This is a genomic window from Ralstonia sp. Ralssp110, from assembly GCF_047325135.1.
In the GTDB taxonomy this organism is placed as follows: domain Bacteria; phylum Pseudomonadota; class Gammaproteobacteria; order Burkholderiales; family Burkholderiaceae; genus Ralstonia; species Ralstonia mojiangensis.
This window is the reverse complement of sequence record NZ_CP168610.1, coordinates 1,397,405-1,417,505: the sequence shown is the minus strand read 5'-3', so window position 1 is coordinate 1,417,505 and position 20,101 is coordinate 1,397,405. Positions and strand designations below refer to the sequence as shown.

The 20,101-nt window shown below is 65.0% G+C and carries 16 protein-coding genes; 12 read left to right on the top strand and 4 right to left on the bottom strand.

Annotation, left to right across the window (positions count from 1 at the left end; genetic code table 11):
- The first annotated feature begins 80 nt into the window (after positions 1-80).
- The 10 genes from ACEN9T_RS15460 (at position 81) to ACEN9T_RS15415 (ending at position 11,854) form a co-directional block, all read left to right on the top strand.
- Positions 81-1,232, top strand: coding sequence for an ABC transporter substrate-binding protein (locus tag ACEN9T_RS15460; RefSeq protein WP_413708186.1), 1,152 nt, complete (start codon positions 81-83; stop codon positions 1,230-1,232).
- 167 nt (positions 1,233-1,399) lie between these two features.
- Complete coding sequence (locus ACEN9T_RS15455; RefSeq protein ID WP_092969764.1) at positions 1,400-2,374, top strand: LysR family transcriptional regulator; 975 nt, start codon at positions 1,400-1,402, stop codon at positions 2,372-2,374.
- The gene (locus tag ACEN9T_RS15450; RefSeq protein WP_092969763.1) at positions 2,371-3,870 is read left to right on the top strand and encodes a flavin-containing monooxygenase; all 1,500 of its coding nucleotides are present in this window, start codon (positions 2,371-2,373) and stop codon (positions 3,868-3,870) included. The genes ACEN9T_RS15455 and ACEN9T_RS15450 overlap by 4 nt, the downstream gene beginning before the upstream one ends.
- Positions 3,867-4,850, top strand: a complete 984-nt coding sequence (locus ACEN9T_RS15445; protein ID WP_092969761.1) for an ABC transporter permease — start codon at positions 3,867-3,869, stop codon at positions 4,848-4,850. Before ACEN9T_RS15450 ends, ACEN9T_RS15445 begins: the two co-directional genes overlap by 4 nt.
- The gene (locus ACEN9T_RS15440) at positions 4,847-5,776 is read left to right on the top strand and encodes an ABC transporter permease (protein WP_092969759.1); all 930 of its coding nucleotides are present in this window, start codon (positions 4,847-4,849) and stop codon (positions 5,774-5,776) included. The genes ACEN9T_RS15445 and ACEN9T_RS15440 overlap by 4 nt, the downstream gene beginning before the upstream one ends.
- Positions 5,773-6,777: an ABC transporter ATP-binding protein gene (locus tag ACEN9T_RS15435; RefSeq protein WP_413708185.1), complete on the top strand. Its 1,005-nt coding sequence runs from the start codon at positions 5,773-5,775 to the stop codon at positions 6,775-6,777. Before ACEN9T_RS15440 ends, ACEN9T_RS15435 begins: the two co-directional genes overlap by 4 nt.
- Entirely contained in the window at positions 6,774-7,775 is a 1,002-nt protein-coding gene (locus ACEN9T_RS15430) for an ABC transporter ATP-binding protein (protein WP_413708184.1), read from the top strand. Before ACEN9T_RS15435 ends, ACEN9T_RS15430 begins: the two co-directional genes overlap by 4 nt.
- 49 nt (positions 7,776-7,824) lie before the next feature.
- Positions 7,825-9,393: an ABC transporter substrate-binding protein gene (locus tag ACEN9T_RS15425; protein ID WP_092969753.1), complete on the top strand. Its 1,569-nt coding sequence runs from the start codon at positions 7,825-7,827 to the stop codon at positions 9,391-9,393.
- A 5-nt stretch (positions 9,394-9,398) separates the two neighbouring features.
- Positions 9,399-11,267: a CMD domain protein gene (locus ACEN9T_RS15420; protein ID WP_413708183.1), complete on the top strand. Its 1,869-nt coding sequence runs from the start codon at positions 9,399-9,401 to the stop codon at positions 11,265-11,267.
- Complete coding sequence (locus tag ACEN9T_RS15415; protein WP_092969749.1) at positions 11,264-11,854, top strand: peroxidase-related enzyme; 591 nt, start codon at positions 11,264-11,266, stop codon at positions 11,852-11,854. Before ACEN9T_RS15420 ends, ACEN9T_RS15415 begins: the two co-directional genes overlap by 4 nt.
- Positions 11,855-11,923: 69 nt before the next feature.
- On the opposite strand, the gene ACEN9T_RS15410 is transcribed toward ACEN9T_RS15415, so the two are convergent.
- Together ACEN9T_RS15410 and ACEN9T_RS15405 are read right to left on the bottom strand one after the other, a co-directional pair.
- Positions 11,924-12,166 (bottom strand): hypothetical protein, encoded by a 243-nt coding sequence (locus ACEN9T_RS15410; RefSeq protein WP_413708182.1) that lies wholly within the window; start codon positions 12,164-12,166, stop codon positions 11,924-11,926.
- Between the two features lie 60 nt (positions 12,167-12,226).
- Positions 12,227-13,603 (bottom strand): FAD-binding oxidoreductase, encoded by a 1,377-nt coding sequence (locus ACEN9T_RS15405; protein WP_413708181.1) that lies wholly within the window; start codon positions 13,601-13,603, stop codon positions 12,227-12,229.
- A gap of 250 nt (positions 13,604-13,853) precedes the next feature.
- Here ACEN9T_RS15405 and ACEN9T_RS15400 point away from each other — a divergent pair, with 250 nt between their 5' ends.
- Both ACEN9T_RS15400 and ACEN9T_RS15395 read left to right on the top strand, forming a co-directional pair.
- Complete coding sequence (locus ACEN9T_RS15400) at positions 13,854-14,111, top strand: DUF4242 domain-containing protein (RefSeq protein WP_024975397.1); 258 nt, start codon at positions 13,854-13,856, stop codon at positions 14,109-14,111.
- A gap of 75 nt (positions 14,112-14,186) precedes the next feature.
- Positions 14,187-17,189 carry an ATP-binding protein gene (locus tag ACEN9T_RS15395; RefSeq protein ID WP_413708180.1) on the top strand — a complete coding sequence of 1,001 codons (3,003 nt, stop codon included), beginning with the start codon at positions 14,187-14,189 and terminating at the stop codon, positions 17,187-17,189.
- A gap of 24 nt (positions 17,190-17,213) precedes the next feature.
- Here the strand turns inward: ACEN9T_RS15395 and ACEN9T_RS15390 are convergent, their stop codons facing one another.
- Entirely contained in the window at positions 17,214-19,511 is a 2,298-nt protein-coding gene (locus ACEN9T_RS15390; protein WP_413708179.1) for a molybdopterin cofactor-binding domain-containing protein, read from the bottom strand.
- Positions 19,508-19,975, bottom strand: coding sequence for a (2Fe-2S)-binding protein (locus ACEN9T_RS15385; protein WP_092969740.1), 468 nt, complete (start codon positions 19,973-19,975; stop codon positions 19,508-19,510). Before ACEN9T_RS15385 ends, ACEN9T_RS15390 begins: the two co-directional genes overlap by 4 nt.
- Positions 19,976-20,101: the final 126 nt, after the last annotated feature.

The window sequence follows — 20,101 nt, the reverse complement described above, 5'->3', positions numbered from 1 at the left end:
GCATCGTCCGGCCGATGTTGCAGTGCGCGCTGCCGTATCGGCATACGACAAAACAATCACCCAGGAAGAGGGGGGGAGACATGACAGGTTGCAACGCTGCCTTGCGCAGCGCCATTGCATGCGCGTGGCTGTCTGGGTTGCTGTTGGCGTCTGGCCCGACGCTGGCCGAACCGGGCATCACCGACACCAAGATCGTCATCGGCCAAACGGCGGGCTTCACCGGCCCCGCCGGCGAGCAGGTCAAAGAGATGACACAGGGCGCCAAGCTCTACCTCGATGCCGTGAACCGTGCGGGCGGCGTGAATGGACGCAAGATCGAGTTGATCTCGGAAGACGACGGCTTTGATGCGGCCGCTTCCAAGAAACACGCACACACGCTGCTGGTCGATAAACAGGTCTTCGCCCTCTTCCTCCCGCGCGGCACCCCGAATACCGAGGCCATCATGACCGAAGCCCGGCCGTTGGGCGCGCCGGTGGTGGCGCCTTCAACCGGCGCTTCAACGTTCTTCGATCAGCCTGACCCGCTGCTTTTTGTGGTGCGCGCGAAATACCAGGCGGAGATTGCCGAGCTGGTGCATTACTTCGACACGCTCGGCTTGCGCCGTCTGGCGCTCGTCAACGTGAACGACACCTTCGGCAAAGACACCGAAATCGGATTCAACAACGCCACGAAAAAACTGCCCGCCGACGCGCACAGCATCTTCACCGTCGACCGCCTGAAACCAGACATCGCCAAGGCGGCAGCAGATGTCGGCAAGTTCGCGCCGCAAGCGGTGATTCTGGCCTGCCCGGGCACGACGGCGCGCGCCATGATCGAGGCGCTCAACAAGCAAGGCACGGTGACGCAGATTGCGGCGCTGTCCAACAACGCCGGTCTGGCGTTTGCGAAATCGCTCGGGGCGCTAGGGCGCGGTGTGGTGGTCTCGCAGGTGATGCCGTCGCCAGTGCGTTCAACTTCGTTGCTGGGTCGGGAGCTGGCATCCAGCGCGAAATCTGCCGGTGTGGCGCCGTCGTACGCCATGATGGAAGGCTATGCTGCCGCGCGCGTGCTGGTCGAAGGGCTCAAGCGCGCGGGCAAGTCGCCAACGCGGGCCAGCTTTGTCTCGGGGCTCGAAGCCGCCGGCACGATCGACCTGGGCGGGTTGGAAGTCCGCTACGGCCCAAACCTGCGCAAAGGATCGAATTATGTCGAGCTGACGGTGATCGGGCCAAACGGCACCTTCGTCAAATAAAGGCGGATGCGCGCCGCGTGCAACCTGCCTCGGCAGTGGTTGCACCGCAGGAAATAGCGGTTGCCAGCGCAAAACGCATGAGTACATAAGAAAATACTATTTGGAATTCGCATACTGCCTCTACCAGAATGCATGAACCACATGCATGACTGAGATCAAACAGGCGGATGGAACTCCGACAACTCGAAGCATTTGCCGCGGTCATGTCGACCGGCAGCGTCACCGCGGCGGGCAAGCTGCTGGGACGCTCGCAACCCGCCATCAGCCGGCTCATCCAGGATCTGGAAGCTGAAATCGGCTATGCCCTGTTCACACGCGCGGGGCCGCGCGTCTCGCCGACGGAGCAGGGTTTCTTGCTGTACGAAGACGTTGAGCATACCCTGATCAGCTTACGTCAGATACGAACGCGTGCCGAAGAAATCGCGCGCGGCGAGGCACGCCCGCTGCGCCTGGCAGCGACGTCCGCATTGGCGGCCGGCTTGCTGCCCGCTGCCTTGGCTGATGAGCCTGAGCTCGCGCAGCACATCCAGATTCGCAGCGCCTCGCCCGAGCAGGTGGTGCACGCCGTGCTGACCGGCGCGGCCGACCTTGGCCTCAGCAGCCTGCCGCTGGAGCATCGTGGCGTCACCGTGCATTGGATCGGCGAAGCCGCGTGCGTGGCTGCCGTGCAGACACACGACCCGCTGGCCGCTGGCAAGCGCGTGGCGTTGGCCGATTGCGCGGGACAGCGGATCATCACGATGCACAACCCATATCGATTGCGCCGCCGTCTGGACCAAGCGCTGGCGAAGGCCGGCGTGGAACCAGCCTCGCTCATCGAGACGAATGCCTCGCTGAATGCGCTGGCCGCCGTGCGTGCGGGCCTGGGCGTCGCATTGCTCGAGCCGGTGACGGCGTACGGCGTGCCAATCGACGGCGTGACCGTGCGCCCGATCGACGCCGACATCCCCTTCTTCTTTGGCGTGATCACGCCCGAGGCCAAGCGGCCGTCGGCGGCGGTGACCTCACTGACCGACGCCCTCGCGCGCGCGGCGCAGCGTCTTCTGCCGGACTGCAAGCTGCACGATCCGGCGCGCCACGCCAGCATGCTGCAGGTGCTGTATGGCGAATCCATCAACGAAACCGAAGGCGCGTCCGCATGACCGCTGCACAACACGACAACGCGCCGCAAGTCACCGGGCTCGCAGCGCTGGAAGCCCGTTTGCACCAGGACCTGTCCTGGCTTGAACTCCCCGCGAAAAATTGGACGCTGCCACACACCTTAGAGGGTCAACCTGTGCTGGATGTGGCCGTCATCGGTGGCGGCATGGCCGGCCTGGCGGCGGCAGCGTCGCTCAAACATCTCGGTATCGGCGTGGTGGTGTTCGACCGCTCGCCCGCCGGCTTCGAAGGCCCCTGGGCGACGACGGCGCGCATGGAAACGCTGCGCTCGCCCAAGCAATTGACCGGCCCTGCGCTCGGCCTGCCGGCGTTGACGTTTCGCGCATGGTTTGAAGCGCAGTTCGGCACTGATGCGTGGGAGGTGCTCGACAAGATTCCGCGCCTGCAATGGATGGACTATCTGCGCTGGTACCGCCGCGTGTTGCAGCTGGACGTGCGCAACGAACACCACGTAAAGGCGATCCACCCGCGCGTGGATGGCGCCGTCGAACTGCTGATCGACATGCCGGGCCAACCGACCCAGCGAGTGTTTGCACGGCGCGTGGTGTTGGCCACCGGGCGTGACGGGCTAGGCGGTGCATCCGTGCCGGACTTTGCGCACCGGCTGCCGCGCCGATGGTGGGCGCATTCGTCCGACGAGATGGACTACGGCACGCTGGCCGGCAAGCGCGTGGGCGTGATCGGTGCAGGCGCATCCGCAATGGATTCGGCCGCGACGGCGCTGGAGGCCGGCGCTGCCAGCGTCGACATGCTGATCCGCCGTCCCGACCTACCGCGTGTGAACAAGGGCAAAGGCGCCGGCAGCCCGGGCCTGGTACACGGCCACCTGCATCTGCCCGACGCATGGAAATGGCGCATTCGCCATTACATCAACGTCGAACAGGTACCCCCACCGCGCGGCAGCACGCTGCGCGTATCGCGGCACCCGAACGCGCGCTTCAACCTCGGCTGCGGCATCCTGGGCGTGGACGAGCACGACGGCGTGCTGCACGTGGCCACCACCAAGGGCGTATTCCAACTGGACTTTCTGATCTTCTCGACGGGCTTTCGCACCGATTGGGCCTCACGCCCCGAGTTCAGCGCACTGGCACCGCATATCCGCCAATGGCGCGACCGCTATACGCCGCGCCCCGGTGAGGAAGACGCGGAACTCGCCGATTCGCCCGACCTCGGCCACGCGTTCGAATTTCGCGAGAAGACGCCCGGCACGCTGCCCGGCCTGTCGCGCGTGCATTGCTTCTGCTATCCGGCATCCGTCACGCACGGCAGCGTCTCGGGCGACATCCCGGCCATCAGCGAAGGCGCGAAACGCCTGGCGCAAGGCATTGCCGGCTTGCTGTACCAGGAAGACATCGACGCGCACTACGCGGCTATCCAGGCCTACGCCGAGCCGGAGATCTTTGGCGACGAATGGACGCCCGCCCCGCCCCCCGGCGTGGAAGCGAATGCCACTTCCAGCCAGGAGGCTGCACGATGACAGGTTGGCTCATCCGCCGCATCGGCCAGGCGCTGCTGGTCGTGCTGGTGATGACAGTGATCGTCTTCATCGGCCTGCATGCCATCGGCAACCCGGTCGACATACTGATCGGTCAGGACGTGGACCAGATCGACCGTGCACGCATCATTGCCGAACTGGGTCTGGACAAGCCGTTGTGGGAGCAGTACCTGGCTTTCCTGAACGGTGCCCTGCACGGCAATCTGGGCAAGAGCTTCGTCTACAACGAACCGGCCATCCAACTGATCCTGCAACGCCTGCCGGCCACGCTGGAGCTGGCATTTTCGGCGCTGATCATCGCGGTGGTGATCGGCGTGCCGCTGGGGCTGTTCGCGGGGCTGTATCCGCGTCATCCGGTGTCGCGCCTGCTCATGACGGGCAGCGTGGTGGGCTTTTCGCTGCCGACGTTCTGGGTGGGCCTGATGCTGATCATGGCGTTCAGCGTGAGCCTCGGTTGGCTGCCCGCGAGCGGGCGCGGCGAAACGGCACGCCTGTTCGGCATCGAATGGTCGTGGCTGACAGTGGATGGACTGCGACACCTCGTGCTGCCGGCGGTCAACCTGTCGCTGTTCAAGCTCTCGCTGGTGCTGCGGCTGACGTCTGCTGGCGTGCGCGAGGTGCTGCCGCTGGACTTCGTGAAGTTCGCGCGTGCCAAGGGCCTGTCGCCGTTGCGCGTGGTGCTGGCGCATGTGCTGCGCAATACGCTGATCCCGCTGGTGACGGTGCTGGGCCTGGAGCTGGGCTCGACCATCGCCTTTGCGGTGGTGACGGAAAGCATCTTCGCGTGGCCCGGCGCGGGCAAGCTGATCCTGGATAGCATCAACTCACTGGACCGGCCGGTCATCGTGTCCTACCTCATCGTCGTGGTGTGCCTGTTTGTGTCGCTCAACCTGATCGTCGACATCCTGTATCGAATGCTGGACCCGCGCGTGCGTGCGGCTGATAGCGCGGAGGCTGCATGATGAATACGACTTCGCAATCCACGACGGCGACAGCGGCGTCCGCCCCGCGCAGGCAATCGCCCTGGCGGCGCGTGGCATCGGATTTCCTCGCCTCCAAGGCGGCCATCTTCGGCCTGGTGGTCGTCGTGGTGCTGATTCTGGCCGCGCTGGCCGCACCCTGGATCACGCCGCAGAATCCGTACGACCTGATGCAGCTCGACGTGCTCGACTCGCGTCTGCCACCGGGATCGCCGGCCGGCACGGGCACGTTCACATACTGGCTCGGAACGGATGGCCAGGGGCGCGATCTCTACTCCGGCATCCTCTATGGCTTGCGCATCAGCCTGGGCGTGGGGATTGGTTCGGCAGCCGTGGCGGCGGTGATCGGCACGCTGCTCGGCCTGATTGCGGCGTATGCCGGCGGCCGCGTCGACAGCCTCATCATGCGCACGGTCGACCTGCTGCTGTCGTTCCCGTCGGTGCTGGTGGCGATGATGATCCTCGCCTATCTCGGCAAGAGCATCACGAATGTCGTGCTGACCCTCGTGCTGCTGGAGTGGGCGTATTACGCGCGGACGGTGCGCGGGCAAGCGCTGGTCGAGCGTCGCCGCGAATACGTGGAAGCCGCGCGCTCGCTCGCCCTGCCCGGCTGGCGCATCGCGCTCAGGCACATCCTGCCGAACTGCCTGCCGCCGCTGATCGTCGTGGGCACGCTGCAGGTGGCGCGCGCGATCACGCTGGAAGCCACGCTGTCGTTCCTGGGCCTAGGCGTGCCGATTACCGAGCCGTCTCTGGGCCTGCTGATTTCCAACGGATACCAATACATGCTGTCTGGCCAGTACTGGATCAGTTTCTATCCGGGCATCGCGCTGTTGCTGGCGCTGGTGGCCATCAACCTGGTGGGCGACCGCCTGCGTGAAGTCCTGAACCCGAGGGCGCAACGATGACGGCGTCCACCAACGCGACCACACTCGAAGTCCGCAACCTGCGCACGCATTTCTTCACGCGTGAAGGCGTGCTGCCGGCGGTGGATGATGTGTCGTTCTCGCTCGCGCGCGGACGCATCCTCGGGCTGGTGGGCGAATCGGGCTCAGGCAAGTCCGTCACCGGCTTCTCGATCATGGGCTTGGTCGACCCGCCCGGCCGCGTCGTCGGCGGCGAGATCCTCTATCAGGGCCGCGACCTCACCAAGCTCGCCCCGCGCGAGTTGCGCAAGCTGCAGGGCAACCGCATCGCCATGGTCTTCCAAGACCCGATGATGACGCTCAACCCCGTGCTGCGCATCGATGCCCAGATGATCGAGGCCGTGCGCGCGCACAGCAGCATGACCCACAAGCAAGCCCGTGAGCACGCGCGCGACACGCTCGGCCTGATGGGCATTCCGAGCCCCGAAGAACGGCTGCGCGCGTATCCGCATCAGCTTTCCGGCGGCATGCGCCAGCGCGTGGCGATTGCCATTGCGATGCTGCATCGGCCCGACCTGATCATTGCCGACGAACCGACCACGGCGCTGGACGTGACCATCCAGGCGCAGATCTTGTCTGAAGTGCAGAAGCTCGCGCGCATGCACGGCACGGCGCTGATCTGGATCACGCATGACCTGTCTGTCGTCGCCGGCCTGGCCGACGAAGTGGCCGTGATGTATGCCGGGCGCATCGTCGAACACGGCCCGGTTGATGCCGTGCTCGATGCGCCGCTGCACCCCTACACCATGGGCCTGATCGACAGCCTGCCCAGCGAGAACCGCCGCGGCCAACGCCTGCGCCAGATTCCCGGGATGACACCGAACCTGCTGTCGCTGCCGGCAGGCTGCGCGTTTGCGGCACGCTGCCCGCGTGCCACCGATGTCTGCAGCGTCCCCCCGGAGATCACGCAACCGATCGTTGGTCGCCTCGTGCGCTGTTTCCATCCGGGCGCGCAGCACGCTTCCTCGCGGGAGGTCGCATGAGCACGCCGCTTGTCGAACTCAAACAGGTCAGCAAACGCTTTGGCGATCGCAAAGTCGGCGCGGGTGATCGCGTCTTGCAACGCTTCGGCCTGGCACATCCGCCGGCAATCGTTCGTGCGGTCGACGGCGTCGACCTCGCGATCCAGCCCGGTGAAGTCGTCGGCCTCGTCGGCGAATCGGGCTGCGGCAAATCCACGCTCGGCCGGATTGCTGCCGGCTTGATGCCTCCATCGGACGGCGAGGTGCGCGTGGACGGCAAGGCTGTCGACACGCTCTCCGCAGACGAAGCCCGCGCGGCCCGCCTGAAGATCCAGATGATCTTTCAGGACCCGTATGCGAGCCTCAACCCGCGCCTGCGCGTGGAAGAGATCGTTGGCGAAGCGGCCCGCGTGCACGGCCTGACCGACCGCGCCAACTTTGCCGATTATGTGGCTGCGCAGATGCAGCGCGCCGGCCTGGACCCTGCCTTGCGCGACCGCTATCCGCATCAGTTCAGCGGCGGCCAGCGGCAGCGCATCGGCATTGCGCGCGCGCTGGCGGTGCAGCCGTCGATGCTCGTCTGCGACGAAGCGGTTGCGGCACTGGACGTGTCGATCCAGGCGCAGATCCTGAACCTGTTCATGGACCTGCGCGAGCAGCTCAACCTGACCTACCTGTTCATCAGCCACGACCTGGGCGTGGTGGAGCACCTCTCAGACCGCGTGGTGATCATGTATCTCGGGCGCGTGGTGGAATCGGCCCCGGCGGAGGAAGTCTTCCGCCGCCCGAATCACCCTTACACGCAGACCTTGCTGGCGGAGATTCCGCGCCTGTCGGCCCGGCACAAGACGTTTACCGCCATTCAAGGCGAGATGCCCAGCCCGCTGCACCCGCCGACCGGCTGCCATTTCCACCCGCGCTGCCCGCACGCCATGCCCCGCTGCAAGACCGAAACGCCAACGCTGCGCGGCATTGCGGTCAACCACGTCAGCGCGTGCCATCTGAACGACGTGACCTGAACGACATTCAATAAGCCAACGATTCCAAAAACAGGAAAAGGGAACCCACGTGAAACGCCTCCTAGCCTCGTCGCTTGCTGTAGCGCTGTTTGCCGCTGCCGGCGCTGTCAGCGCGCAGACGCTGAACATCGCCTTTGCCGATCCGCTGTCGTCGCTCGACCCGCAGTTGAACAACCACGCCGGCGACCGCTCCGTCGATGTGCATTTCTGGGATCTGCTGGTCGAAAACAAGTGGAACAAGCTGCAGCCCGGCCTGGCGCTGTCGTGGAAGACGCTGGATCCGAAGACGTGGGAATTCAAGCTGCGCCCGAACGTGAAATGGCACGACGGCCAGCCGTTCACGGCCGATGACGTCATCTTCTCGTACCAGCGCGCGCGCAGCGTGCCGGGCAGCGTGGCAACGTTCGCGGGCTATCTGCGCACGGTGGAGTCGGTCACGGCCAAAGACCCGTTGACGCTGATCATCAAGACGAACATCCCGAACCCGGACCTGCCGCTGAATCTGGCGTCCGTGCACATCGTCAGCAAGCATGTGGGCGAGAAATCGTCCACCGAGGACTACAACGCCGGCCGTGCCGTGGTGGGCACGGGCCCCTACAAGTTCGTCTCGTATGTGCCGGGCGACCGCGTGGTGATGGCGCGCAACGACAACTACTGGGGCGGCAAGCAGCTCTGGGAGAAGGTCAACTACCGCTACATCAACAATGCTGCCGCACGTACGGCCAACCTGCTCTCAGGCGAGGTCGATGTCATCGACAAGGTGTCAGTGTCGGACCTGGCGCGCCTGCGCCAGTCGCCCAACGTGAAGGTCTTTGCCTACCCCGGCCTGCGCGTGATGCTGCTGCAGCCGAGCTTCCGCAAAGGCGAGAATCAATACATCACCGGCAACGACGGCAAACCGCTGCCGAACAACCCGCTGCTGGATGTGCGCGTGCGCCGCGCGCTGTCGCTGGCGATCGACCGCAAGGCGATCGTCGACCGCATCCTGCAAGGCGCCGCCACCGTCGCCAACCAGTGGATGCCGTCGGACACGTACGGCTACAACCCCGACGTGAAGGACATCGCTTACGACCCGGCGCAGGCCAAGAAGCTGCTGGCCGATGCAGGCTTTCCGCAAGGCTTCAACCTGGTGATGCACGTGCCGAACGACCGCTACCCGCAAGGCCCCGAGACGGCGCAGGCGGTGGCACAGTTCTGGACGCGCATCGGCGTGAAGGCGCGCGTGGAAGTGGTGCCCTGGTCGGTCTACTCGGGCCGCGCCAACAAGAATGAATATGCGATGAGCATGCTGGCGTGGGGCAACGGCACGGGCGAAGCAAGCTACGCGCTGGTCAACGTGCTGGCCACCGTCGATACCAAGAAGGGTCTGGGTGCGTCCAACTGGGGCCACTACAGCAATGCGGCTGTCGACAACGCGCTGAACGCCTCCACTGAAGAATTCAACGTGGAAAAGCGCGCGGCCATCCTGCGCCACTCGGTCAAGCTGGTGTCGGATGACGTAGGCGTAATGCCGCTGTACCACTACCAGAACGTATGGGCCGCCAAGAAGGGGCTGAAGGTGACGCCGATGACGAGCGATCGCACGGCCGCCCAAATGGTCACCAAGGACGGCAAGTAAGCGCCATGGGAACGTTCGCGCTCAGCGTGACGCCGGCGGATGACCTGATCGATGTCTCGCGCAGCATCGTTGTGACGGGGCTTGCGCCCGGCGCGCAGGTCGGCATCGTGGCGCAAACGCGTCGCGGCAATGGCGTGCTGTGGCACAGCCGCGCCGTGTTCGTTGCCGACGCGCAAGGCACTGTCGACCTGACACGCGACGCGCCCGTCTCCGGTGATTACACCGGCGTCAGCGCGATGGGCATCATCTGGAGCCAGCGCCCGGATGACGGAAAAGCACGCGAGGTGTTTCCGCAGCCAGCCACGGAGCCGTTGACGACCACGCTGACGGCCACGGCCAACGGCGAGTCGGTCCATGCGAGCTTCGTGCAACGGCTGGCCGCACCGGGCGTGACGCGCCACGACGTGCGTGACGAAGGTCTTGTCGGCACGCTTTACCTCCCCGATCCGTATGCGCACCCGGGCCCGCGCCCTGCCGTGCTCATCCTCAACGGCTCGGGCGGCGGCATCAATGAGCCACGCGCGGCACTGTTTGCCTCGCACGGTTATGCCGCCTTTGCGCTGGCGTACTTCAAAGCGCCGGGGCTGTCGGACTACATCTCGAACACGCCGCTGGAATACTTCGAGCGCGCGCTCGCCTGGCTGCGCAAACGCGTGGAGCCGCTGCACGACTTCGTTGCCGTGAGCGGCCAGTCGCGCGGGGGTGAACTGGCATTGCTGCTGGGCGCGACATTCCCTGAAGCGGTGTCTGCGGTCATCGGCTACGTGCCAGGCGCCGTCGTGCACAGCGGGCAGAATGCTGCCGACCCCGCTATCGGCCGCGAGGGCCCGACGTGGCTGTATCGCGGTCAGCCGCTGCCGCATCTGTGGGAAGGCAACCGCACCGCGACCTGGGCACCGTTTGACGAAGGTCCCGCGCCGCATCGGCATGAACGCGCCATCCGCACGGCACTGCAAGATGCAGACGCGGTGGCACGCGCGCGTATACGCATCGAGCGCGCACGCGGGCCGGTGCTGCTGCTATCCGCCACGGATGACGGCTCCTGGCCCTCGAGCGATTACTCACGCCTGGTCACCGGCAAGCTGGCCGAGGTACGCCACCCCTACCCTGTCCAGCACTTCGATTACGAAGGCGCGGGCCACGCCATCGTCTTCCCTTACGTGCCAACCACGCAGCTCGTCTATGCACATCCGGTGTCTGGGCGCATCAGCACCGGCGGCGGCGAGCCACGCGCCAACGCGCGCGCCGATGCCCAATCGTGGGCAGCGGTGCGGCGCTTCCTCGCCAGCGCAGTGGCTGCGCGTGGCGCCTCCCGGAGCCTTTCATCAATGGACTTCACGCCCACACAAGACGTGGTCGACCAGGTTGCCGACCTCGGCGACGGTAGCCCCACGCATGCGCTGCGCCACGCCCGCGAAAAAGTCGCAACGGCCACGCAAGGCAGCTACGAAGCGCTGTTCGACGCCGCCCTGCCCGGCCTCACGCTGGGCGAACGCCTGCTCGTGGCGCTGTACGCCTGCAGCCTGACGCCCGCGCCGGAACTGGCCGAGCACTACCGCGCGCGCCTCGCGAACGCGCCTGTCAACACAGATGCCCTGCAAGCGGTCGACCACGGCGATATAGACACGCTGACCGACGCACGCCTGTGCGCCATCCTCACCTTTACGCGCACGCTCGTCGAGCGCCCCATCGAGGGCGACCGCGACGCGCTGTTGCGCTTGCCCGCGGCTGGCCTTGCCACGGCCGACGTCGTGACGCTCGCGCAACTCATTGCCTTCCTGTCGTATCAGACGCGGCTCGTCGCCGGCCTGCGCGCGCTTCGCGAAGCTGCCGGCACCTGCAGCGCCAACGCCTCCACGGAGACCGCAGCATGACCGAGATCATCCGCGCCCACGGCTTCACCAACGAATCGCTTGAGTGGCAGGCGTGGCTCGATGTGGTGGACCTCGACCGCGCCACGCCCGAGCAGATCGCCGTGCTGGAAGAAAGCCACCCCAAGGCGAAAACCTCGGATTACTACCGCTTTCTCGTTCACCAGCCCGAGATCCTGCGACAGCGCTCGGCGGCGTTCAACGCGATCATGTATGCGCCGGGCGGCCTGTCGCGTGCTGAACGTGAACTCGCCAGCGCCGTGGTGTCGCGCGTGAACGGCTGCGTGTATTGCGCGTCTGTCCACGCGCAACGCTTCGAGCAGCTTGCCAAGCGCAACGACGTCATCAAGCAGGTCTTCGAAGATCCGCACATCGCAGGCACGAATGCGCGTGAGCGTGCCATCGTGCTGTTCTCGATCGACCTGACACTGCGCCCTGGAGATGTGCGTGGCGAAGACCTGAAGCCGCTCAAGGATGCTGGCCTGACGGATGCGGAGATTCTCGACCTGATACATGCCGTGGCCATCTTTGCGTGGGCGAATCGCCTGATGCTGAATCTGGGCGAGCCCGTGTTTCCGGACGCGGCCTGAGCCGGGCGGCATCGCCCCAAAGAAAAAAAGCCGCAGGCACAAACCTGCGGCTTTTTCTTTGCAGACAGACTAGCGCACGCCGTCCGTCGTGGGTACACGCATGCCTTCGGTATAGGAATCGAATTTTCCAGCCCTTGCGCCATCCGCATAGACGTCGAACCTCGTGGCCAGACCGCCATCGGTGTAAGGATTGCGCGCCTCCATGGAGGCGCTGCCATCCGTGTACACATCCCGTGTGGCGCTCGCATACGTCACGGTTGCACCTAACGCCGCAATAATTGCCGTGACGACGACCCACAGTCTCTTGTCCATTTCACACCTCCTTTCCTGCAGGATGGGTGTCCTGCAACCAACTGATCAAAATGAGCATGCTCACGACGCGGGCCTCACGTTCTGGTTGACACGGAACAGGTTGCCGGGATCGTATCTGGCCTTGATCGCTGCCAACCTGGCGTAGTTGTCGCGGTAGGTGGCCTGCACCCGCTCCTGCCCTTCGTCCATCATGAAATTCACATAGGCGCCGCCTGCCGAATAGGGATGCAGTGCGTCCCAGTACCCCTTGCACCAATTCGTGATGCGCTCGCGCTGGCCAGGGTCGGGGTCAACGCCCACGATGACGGCCGCCCATTTCGAATCGCGGTAGGCGAACGGCGTCTCCTTGCGCCCCATGCGATGCACGGCAGCGTCGATCGGATACAGGTGCATCGTGGAATGCATGGTCGGCAGTTTCGAACCATGTTCCACATGCAGTGCAATAGCCTCTTCCGGCAGGTCGTTGACGAAGTCGGCCCGCCAATACCACTGCAGGCCGGGCGGGTATAACGCATCAAAGGCGGTTTGCAACATCGGATAGGGCATGGCCCCTACGCCGTACAGCGCGGGCTGTTGCGCTCGAACTGGCGCGAATGCCTCTTCCGCCGCTGCAGGGTCGCCCGTGTAGCACCACACAACGCCGCACATCTTCTGCAGATGCAGCGCGGGCGGGAACGGTGGTGCTGGCGGCACCGTAAGAAAAGCGAAGAAGCCGTTGAGTTCGGGCGGTGCCTTCGGCAGGAAGTCGCGATACCAGCGCAGAACGTCGGCGGCTTTATCAAGCGGCCACAGCGTGGGACCCGCGACCACGCTACTCACCGCATGCAGGCGGAACTCGAATGAGGTTACGACACCGAAGTTGCCACCGCCGCCGCGCACCGCCCAAAACAGATCGTCATTAGCATGCGCATTGGCAGTGACGAAGCTGCCGTCGGCCAGCACGATATCGACCGACAGCAGATTGTCGATCGTCAGGCCAAAGCGCCGTGCCAGATGACCGATCCCTCCTCCCAGGGTTAGCCCGCCAACCCCGGTGGTGCTGATGATGCCCGCCGGCGTTGCGAAACCGAATGCGTGCGTCGCATGATCGACGTCTCCCCATGTGCAGCCGCCTTCGGCGCGCACCGTGTGGGCGACAGGATCGACACGAATGCCGCGCAGACGGGCCAGATCGATCACCAAACCGTCGTCACACACGCCCAGACCGCCGCCATTGTGAGCGCCACCGCGCACGGCCAGCAGCAAGCCGTTGTTGCGCGCAAAGTTGACTGACGCAATCACGTCGGCTACGTCCGAGCACTGCGCGATGAGGCGCGGCCGTTTGTCGATCATCGCGTTGTAGACACGGCGTGCCGCGTCGTAATGCGGATCGTCCGGTTCGACGAGCGGCCCCCGCAATTGCGCACGGAAGGCCTGCACCGTGGTGTCTTCGAGCATGTTGATCTCCTGGGCAAGCGCCACGGAACCGATCTGGCTGGGTCTGCAGAGCGGAACATCAGGCGTGGGGGATGGTGAAGGAAGTCTAGAAGCGGGACATCGCCAGTTCTATCCGCTGCCTTGATCATTCTTGTGTGGCGGTCGGTCTGCCCTGGGATAGTCAATACTGACTATTTGTTTTGCCCCATCTTCGGCCTTCAATAAAACGCAATGGCGGCATGGCCCGTCGAAGCGTCAGGAGGGAAGAAAAATGCCGCTGTTTCTCATCGAACGCCAGTTTGCGGAACAGTTGGAGATCGGCGCCGCAAGCGTTGCGAACATCCAGCACATCAATGCAGATGTTGGTGTGAACTGGGTCTTCTCTTTCCTCTCTGCCGACCGCAAGAAAACCTATTGTCTTTACGAGGCCCCAAGCGCGGATGCCATCCGACAGGCGGCACACCTGGCAAGCCTGCCTGCTGACGTCGTGATCGAGGTGACCCAAGTGCGTCCGGAGAGCTTCGTGTGACGCTCTGCAACCATGCATTGCGCTCGCTGCCACCGATTGTGCCGGCCCGACGCGAGGTTTTGCGACGGCTGCGGCATGCCGCTACCGGCTGAATCTGCAGCGCTAAGCGACAGCACCCGCAACACCGCCAGTGCGCCAGCGACGGTGCGCTTCGTTGGCCGCGAGCGTGAGCTCGAGGTACTGGGCCACCTGCTGGCGCGAGCGCAAGACGGTACTGGCGGCATTGCTGCGTTGGCGGGGGAACCCGGCATCGGCAAAACACGCACCGCCGAAATTGTTGCCCAACAGGCCGAGCAACGCGGCATGCAAGTGCTCTGGGGCCGCTGTAACGAGGAGCCCGGCGCACCGCCCTACTGGCCTTGGCAACAACTGGTACGAAGTTGGATTGCCTCACACGACGAAGACAGCATCCACGAGGCATTGGCCTGTGGGGTAGCGCCGCTCGCGGAAATCGTGCCCGACCTTGCAGATCGGCTGCCCGATCCGGTGCGTGATCGCGCAGTTGCCACGCCAAGTACCGAAGTCGCGCAGGCGCGCTTCCGACTCTTCGACGCAGTGAACACCTTCTGGCAGCGCGCGGCACAACAGCATCCGCTGCTGCTCATCCTCGACAACCTGCACTGGGCCGACGCGTCGTCCCTGCGACTGCTCGAGTTTCTTGCACCTGACGTGTGCAGCAATCGCATTCTTCTCCTTGTGACGTACCGTGATGTCGAGCTATCGAGACAGCACCCGCTGTCGGCCACGCTAGGCGAACTGGCGCGCCAACCACGCTTCGAACGGTTGCGACTGAGGGGGCTGACCCATGCGGAAACAGCGCACATGATGGAACTGGCTGACGACACGACCGTCGCCCCCGCGCTGGTCGATGCGGTCCATGCGCAAACGGAAGGCAACCCCTTGTTCGTGGGAGAAATGACCCGTCTGCTGGCACAGGAAAATTCGTCCACCAGCACGGGCCATGTACTGCGCATTCCGGAGGGCATCAAGGAAGTCATCGGGCGCCGCTTGAGTCGTCTGTCCGCGAATGCGAATAAGGTGCTTACCGCGGCAGCGGTCATCGGCCGCGCATTCGAATTCCGTCTGCTGACCGCGCTGGCCGGCGATGTCGACGAAGAGACCTGCAGCGCAGCCATCGACGAAGCCCTGCAGGCGCGTGTGGTCGAGGCCTTGCGCGACCCCGGCCACTATCACTTTGCCCATGCCTTGTTCCGCGAGACCCTCTACGACGAGATTCCCATCCCTCGACGCAGCCGGCTCCATCTGAAGCTGGCGCGTGCCATCGAGATGATTCACGGCGACGACCCCGAGCAGCATCTGCCAGCACTGGCCTATCACCACTGGGCCGCCCTGCCCGGAGGGGACGCCGCACTCGCGGTGGATTACGCACAACGTGCGGCGCGGCGTGCCGACCGCCAGCTCGCGCACGAAGAATCGGCACGCTACTGCCAGATGGCACTGCAGGCCATGGACGCTGGCAGCGGCCTTGCGCGCGAGGCACGCTGCGGCCTGCTCAATGCGCTAGGTGCCGCGCACAGCCATGCCGGTGATTGGCTCCAGGCCATGCAGACGTTCAAGGAGGCGGCTCGCTTGAGCGCCGAGTACGGCAATACAAGGGAACTCGCTCACGCCGCGCTTGGCTTCGAAACCGCGAGTTGGGCGCCAGGACTGCCAGGCGGCCCCGCGGCCGAACTCCTGCGCGAGGCCCTCGCAGCTCAGGGCAGCGACGAGCCCGTGATGAGCGCCCGCCTGCTGAGCGCCCTGGCGCGCGCCCTCATCTTCAGCGGCGAGGAGGCACAAGCAAGCCGGGTGCATGAGCAGGCCATCGCAGTGGCGCGCCGGGCCGCCGACCCCGCAACACTGGCCGACACCCTGGTTGCGACCGTGTCGCTGCGCTGGCAGCAGGAGCACATTGCCGAGCGCATCGCCGCCTCCGATGAAGCGTACGAACTGGCCCGGCAGGCCGGCGACCGCACGCTGATGTGTGCAACACGTGCGTGGCGCTTCTTCGATGACTTTGAACTCGGCGACATGGCAGCCTGGCGAGCAAATCTTGAGGAATACGAGCGCGGTGGAGAGACGCTGCGCCAGCCCTTCATCCATTACACCGCTAGCATGTCGCGCGCCATGCATGCGCTGTTCGAAGGGCGCTTTGCCGATGCAGAGCGCTTGATCCCCAACGCTTACGAGATCGCGCGGCGCATGCCCGGCATGGATGCCGCCGGCGTCTATGGTGTCCAGATGTTCATGCTGCGCCGCGAACAAGGCCGACTGCACGAGGTGGCGCCTCTGGTCGAACATTTCGTTGAGCACACCAGCGCGATGGGCATCTGGCAACCGGGCATCGCCTTGATGCACGCAGAGCTTGGTCAGTTGGAGGCAGCACGCAAGACGTTTGACACGCTGGCCAACGCCGACTTTCTCACGATCGCGCGCGATGGTGTCTGGGTAGCCAATCTCACGTATCTGGCCATCGTGTGCCATGCGCTTGGCGACGCCGCCAGGGCGACGGCGCTGTACCAACTACTTGCCCCGTTCAGTAGGCGCAACCTGGTGTTCGGCACCGCGATCGCCTCGTTTGGCGCAGCCGATGCGATCCTGGGCGCATTGGCCACAACAATGGGCAACTGGCCGCAAGCGCAACAACATTTTCAGGCCGCCCTGGAGATGAACGAACGCCAAGGTGCAAGGCCAGCGCTCGCACGCACGCGGCTGGACTTTGCGCAGATGCTCTTACGTCGCGCCGACCCGAGCGATCTCGATCGCGCCGATACCTTGTTGAGCGCCGCAGAAGACGAAGCGGCAACGCTCGGGATGGCCAGTCTGCTGGCGCGCATCGAGGCCGCCAGAGCGTCGGTCAAGACTGCTCCGGTGGAGCACTATCCTGCGGGGTTGAGTCGACGCGAAGCCCAGGTGCTCCGCTTGGTCGCGCAGGGCAAGGGCAACCGCCAGATTGCCCGTGAGTTGTTCGTCAGCCCCAACACAGTGGCAAACCACGTGAGCAGCATCCTGAGCAAGACGCACAGCGCCAACCGGGCGGAGGCGGCTGCGTTTGCCATCCGCCATGCGCTGCTGTGAGTTCAACGCCGCGGCAGCAGACCGTCAGACGATGGGCAACTGCCTCACCGGTTTGCCCGTCAACTGCGCCACGGCATGGGCCACGGCCGGCGCAATTGGCGGCACACCCACCTCGCCCATGCCGCTGGGTTCTGCGGTGCTCGGCACGATGTGCGTTTCAATAACGGGCGCCTCGGCCATCTTGAGCGCCGGATAGTCCGGAAAGTTCGACTGCACGACCTGGCCGTCCTTGATGTCGATCCGACCATATAGTGCCGCCGTCAGGCCAAAGATGACCGCGCTTTCCATCTGCTGCGCAACGATGCCCGGGTTGACCACCGTGCCGCAATCGACCGCGCAGACGACGCGATGCACGCGCGGCTTGCCGTCCTTCATCGACACCTCGACCACCTGCGCGACCACGGAGCCGAAGCTCGGATGCAGCGCAATGCCGCGCGCGCGTGGGGCACCGTCGGCCGCCGGGGCGAGCGGTTGCCCCCAGCCGGCTGCCTGTGCGGCTGTATCCAGCACCTTCAGCTCACGCGGATGGGCCTTCAGCAAATCACGCCGCATCGCCAGCGGGTCAAGCTTGGCAGCGGCCGCCACGTCGTTGAGAAAGCCCTCCATGAAGAACCCGTTATACGAGTGGCCAACGCTGCGCCAGAACCCCACGGGAATCGGCAGATCGACTGCCAGGTGCGCGACGTGCTCGTGCTCGATTTCGTACGGCAAGTCGAACAAACCTTCAGCGGTGTAGCGGTCGATACCCGCCGACGGCGCACCAAACAGGCGATCCAGCTCGCCTGCCAGAATCGATTGGCCGGCGCTGCGCGACGCGATCGCTGTGACCTTGCCGTTCTCGACACGCGCCTTGAGCCGGGCGATGGCTTGCGGGCGATAGAAGTCGTGGCGAACGTCCTCTTCGCGCGACCAGATGACCTGCACGGGCTTGCCATCGGTCTTGGTGGCGATGGTGACGGCTTGGCCGATGAAATCGGACTCCAGCCGTCGCCCGAAACCGCCGCCGATGAGCGGGATGTCGATATGCACCTTGTCGCCGCTCACACCTGCCGCGCGTGCCGCCACCAGCTGTGCCAGCGTGGCAACCTGCGTGGGCGCCCAGAGATGCACGCCGTCTTGCGTCACCTGCGCGGTGCAGTTGATCGGCTCCATCGTGGTATGCGCAAGATACGGCGCGGTGTATTCGGCCTCGACGAGGGTGGCTCCATCGGCCTTGTCGAAGGCTTTCAGGCCATCGCCCATGGATCGATACGTGAAGCCACCCTTGTCGCTGTCGAGCGCGCTCACGAGCTGCTGCCGAATGCCTGCCGAATCGAGCTTGGCATGCGGGCCGTTGTCCCACACGGGCTCGATCGTTGCCAGCGCCTGACGCGCCTGCCAGTAATGATCAGCCACCACCGCCACGCCGGGTGCGCCGCCGGCAGTGCCCTCAAACGGCACCACGTAACGCACGCCCGGCATGCCAAGCGCCGCTTTCGATTGAAACGTCTTGAGCTTGCCGCCAAACACCGGGCACATCACGACGGCGGCATACAGCATGCCGGGCAGGCGCGTGTCGATGGAGAAGCGCGCGCTGCCATCTGTCTTCGCAGCAAGATCATTGCGCGGCGCCGGCTTGCCGATCAACTGGTATTGCGAAGCCGGCTTGAGCGTGACGTTGGACGGCGCAGCAATACCGCGCGCCGACTTGGCCATGCCGCCAAACGTGGATTGTTTGCCGCCAGGGCCAATCAACTGGCCATCACGGATGCTGACTTCCGCAGCCGACACATTCCATTCGCGTGCTGCAGCTTGCACCAGCGCCGCCCGCGCCGTGGCGGCAGCCTCGCGCACCGGCTGCCAGCCATCGGCGGTGCTGCTGCTACCGCCGGTAATGATGAGACCGATCTCGCGCGCGCTCTTGGCCATGATCCAGTGCAGTGCGCGGGCCCATGTCTTGTCGGCGCTATCAGGATGCAGCGGCAGCGAGCTGTCGCCCATGGCCACGACGTTGCCGTAGATGCGCTCCACGGGCGAGCTTTCGATGCTCACGCGCGAGAGCGGAATGTCCAGCTCTTCCGCCGCCAGCATCGACAGTGCGGTGTGAATGCCCTGCCCCATCTCCACACGCGGCATGGCGAGCACGACGTTGCCTTCGGGCGTGATCTTGATCCACCCGTTCAGCGCAATCTCGCCGTTGTGCTCGGGGAAGATGCTCGCGTCGCCCACGCGGCTGCGCGGTGGCATCACGCCCCAACCCACCACCAGTGCGCCGCCAATACCGAGCGCACCCAGCAGGAAACGGCGGCGTCCGCTGCGCGGTTTCGTTGATTTCGCGTTCATGCGCGGCCCTCCCGCAACGCCTTGGCGGCGCGCTTGATGGCAGCGCGCATGCGCGGATACGTGCCGCAGCGGCAGATGTTGGTCATGGCCGCGTCGATGTCGGCATCAGTCGGATCGGGGTGTTGGGCCAGCAAGTCCGCCGCGGCCATCAGCATGCCGGATTGGCAGTAACCGCACTGGGGCACCTGTTCGTCAATCCAGGCTTGTTGCAGTGCGTGGCGTTTGCCCTCGCCGCCGGCAAGTCCCTCGATGGTGGTGATGTGCTTGCCGGCCACAGCAGCCACCGGCAGCACGCAGGACCGCACGGCCGCGCCGTCCACGTGCACCGTGCAGGCGCCGCACGCCGCAACGCCGCAGCCGAACTTCGTACCGGTCAGGTTCAGGTGATCACGCAGCACCCACAACAGGGGCGTGGCCGGGTCGCAATCAACGCTGACCGGCTTGTGGTTGACGTCCAAATCCATGGGGCGGTGGTCTCCTTGGCTCTTGTGATTTTTTTGCTGGCCAAGCGTACGTTCAAACGGCTGATGTCAGCAATAGTGGTCCACCTCGACATGGCAACCGCCCGGAATGCAAAAAGGCCCGAGCAC

What these genes read in the sequence shown, in the direction of transcription:
- ACEN9T_RS15460 (WP_413708186.1), top strand. Translation starts at nt 81, where the DNA reads ATGACAGGTTGCAACGCTGCCTTGCGCAGCGCCATTGCATGCGCGTGG.
- ACEN9T_RS15455 (WP_092969764.1), top strand. Translation starts at nt 1,400, where the DNA reads ATGGAACTCCGACAACTCGAAGCATTTGCCGCGGTCATGTCGACCGGC.
- ACEN9T_RS15450 (WP_092969763.1), top strand. Translation starts at nt 2,371, where the DNA reads ATGACCGCTGCACAACACGACAACGCGCCGCAAGTCACCGGGCTCGCA.
- ACEN9T_RS15445 (WP_092969761.1), top strand. Translation starts at nt 3,867, where the DNA reads ATGACAGGTTGGCTCATCCGCCGCATCGGCCAGGCGCTGCTGGTCGTG.
- ACEN9T_RS15440 (WP_092969759.1), top strand. Translation starts at nt 4,847, where the DNA reads ATGATGAATACGACTTCGCAATCCACGACGGCGACAGCGGCGTCCGCC.
- ACEN9T_RS15435 (WP_413708185.1), top strand. Translation starts at nt 5,773, where the DNA reads ATGACGGCGTCCACCAACGCGACCACACTCGAAGTCCGCAACCTGCGC.
- ACEN9T_RS15430 (WP_413708184.1), top strand. Translation starts at nt 6,774, where the DNA reads ATGAGCACGCCGCTTGTCGAACTCAAACAGGTCAGCAAACGCTTTGGC.
- ACEN9T_RS15420 (WP_413708183.1), top strand. Translation starts at nt 9,399, where the DNA reads ATGGGAACGTTCGCGCTCAGCGTGACGCCGGCGGATGACCTGATCGAT.
- ACEN9T_RS15415 (WP_092969749.1), top strand. Translation starts at nt 11,264, where the DNA reads ATGACCGAGATCATCCGCGCCCACGGCTTCACCAACGAATCGCTTGAG.
- ACEN9T_RS15410 (WP_413708182.1), bottom strand. Translation starts at nt 12,166, where the DNA reads ATGGACAAGAGACTGTGGGTCGTCGTCACGGCAATTATTGCGGCGTTA.
- ACEN9T_RS15405 (WP_413708181.1), bottom strand. Translation starts at nt 13,603, where the DNA reads ATGCTCGAAGACACCACGGTGCAGGCCTTCCGTGCGCAATTGCGGGGG.
- ACEN9T_RS15400 (WP_024975397.1), top strand. Translation starts at nt 13,854, where the DNA reads ATGCCGCTGTTTCTCATCGAACGCCAGTTTGCGGAACAGTTGGAGATC.
- ACEN9T_RS15395 (WP_413708180.1), top strand. Translation starts at nt 14,187, where the DNA reads ATGCCGCTACCGGCTGAATCTGCAGCGCTAAGCGACAGCACCCGCAAC.
- ACEN9T_RS15390 (WP_413708179.1), bottom strand. Translation starts at nt 19,511, where the DNA reads ATGAACGCGAAATCAACGAAACCGCGCAGCGGACGCCGCCGTTTCCTG.
- ACEN9T_RS15385 (WP_092969740.1), bottom strand. Translation starts at nt 19,975, where the DNA reads ATGGATTTGGACGTCAACCACAAGCCGGTCAGCGTTGATTGCGACCCG.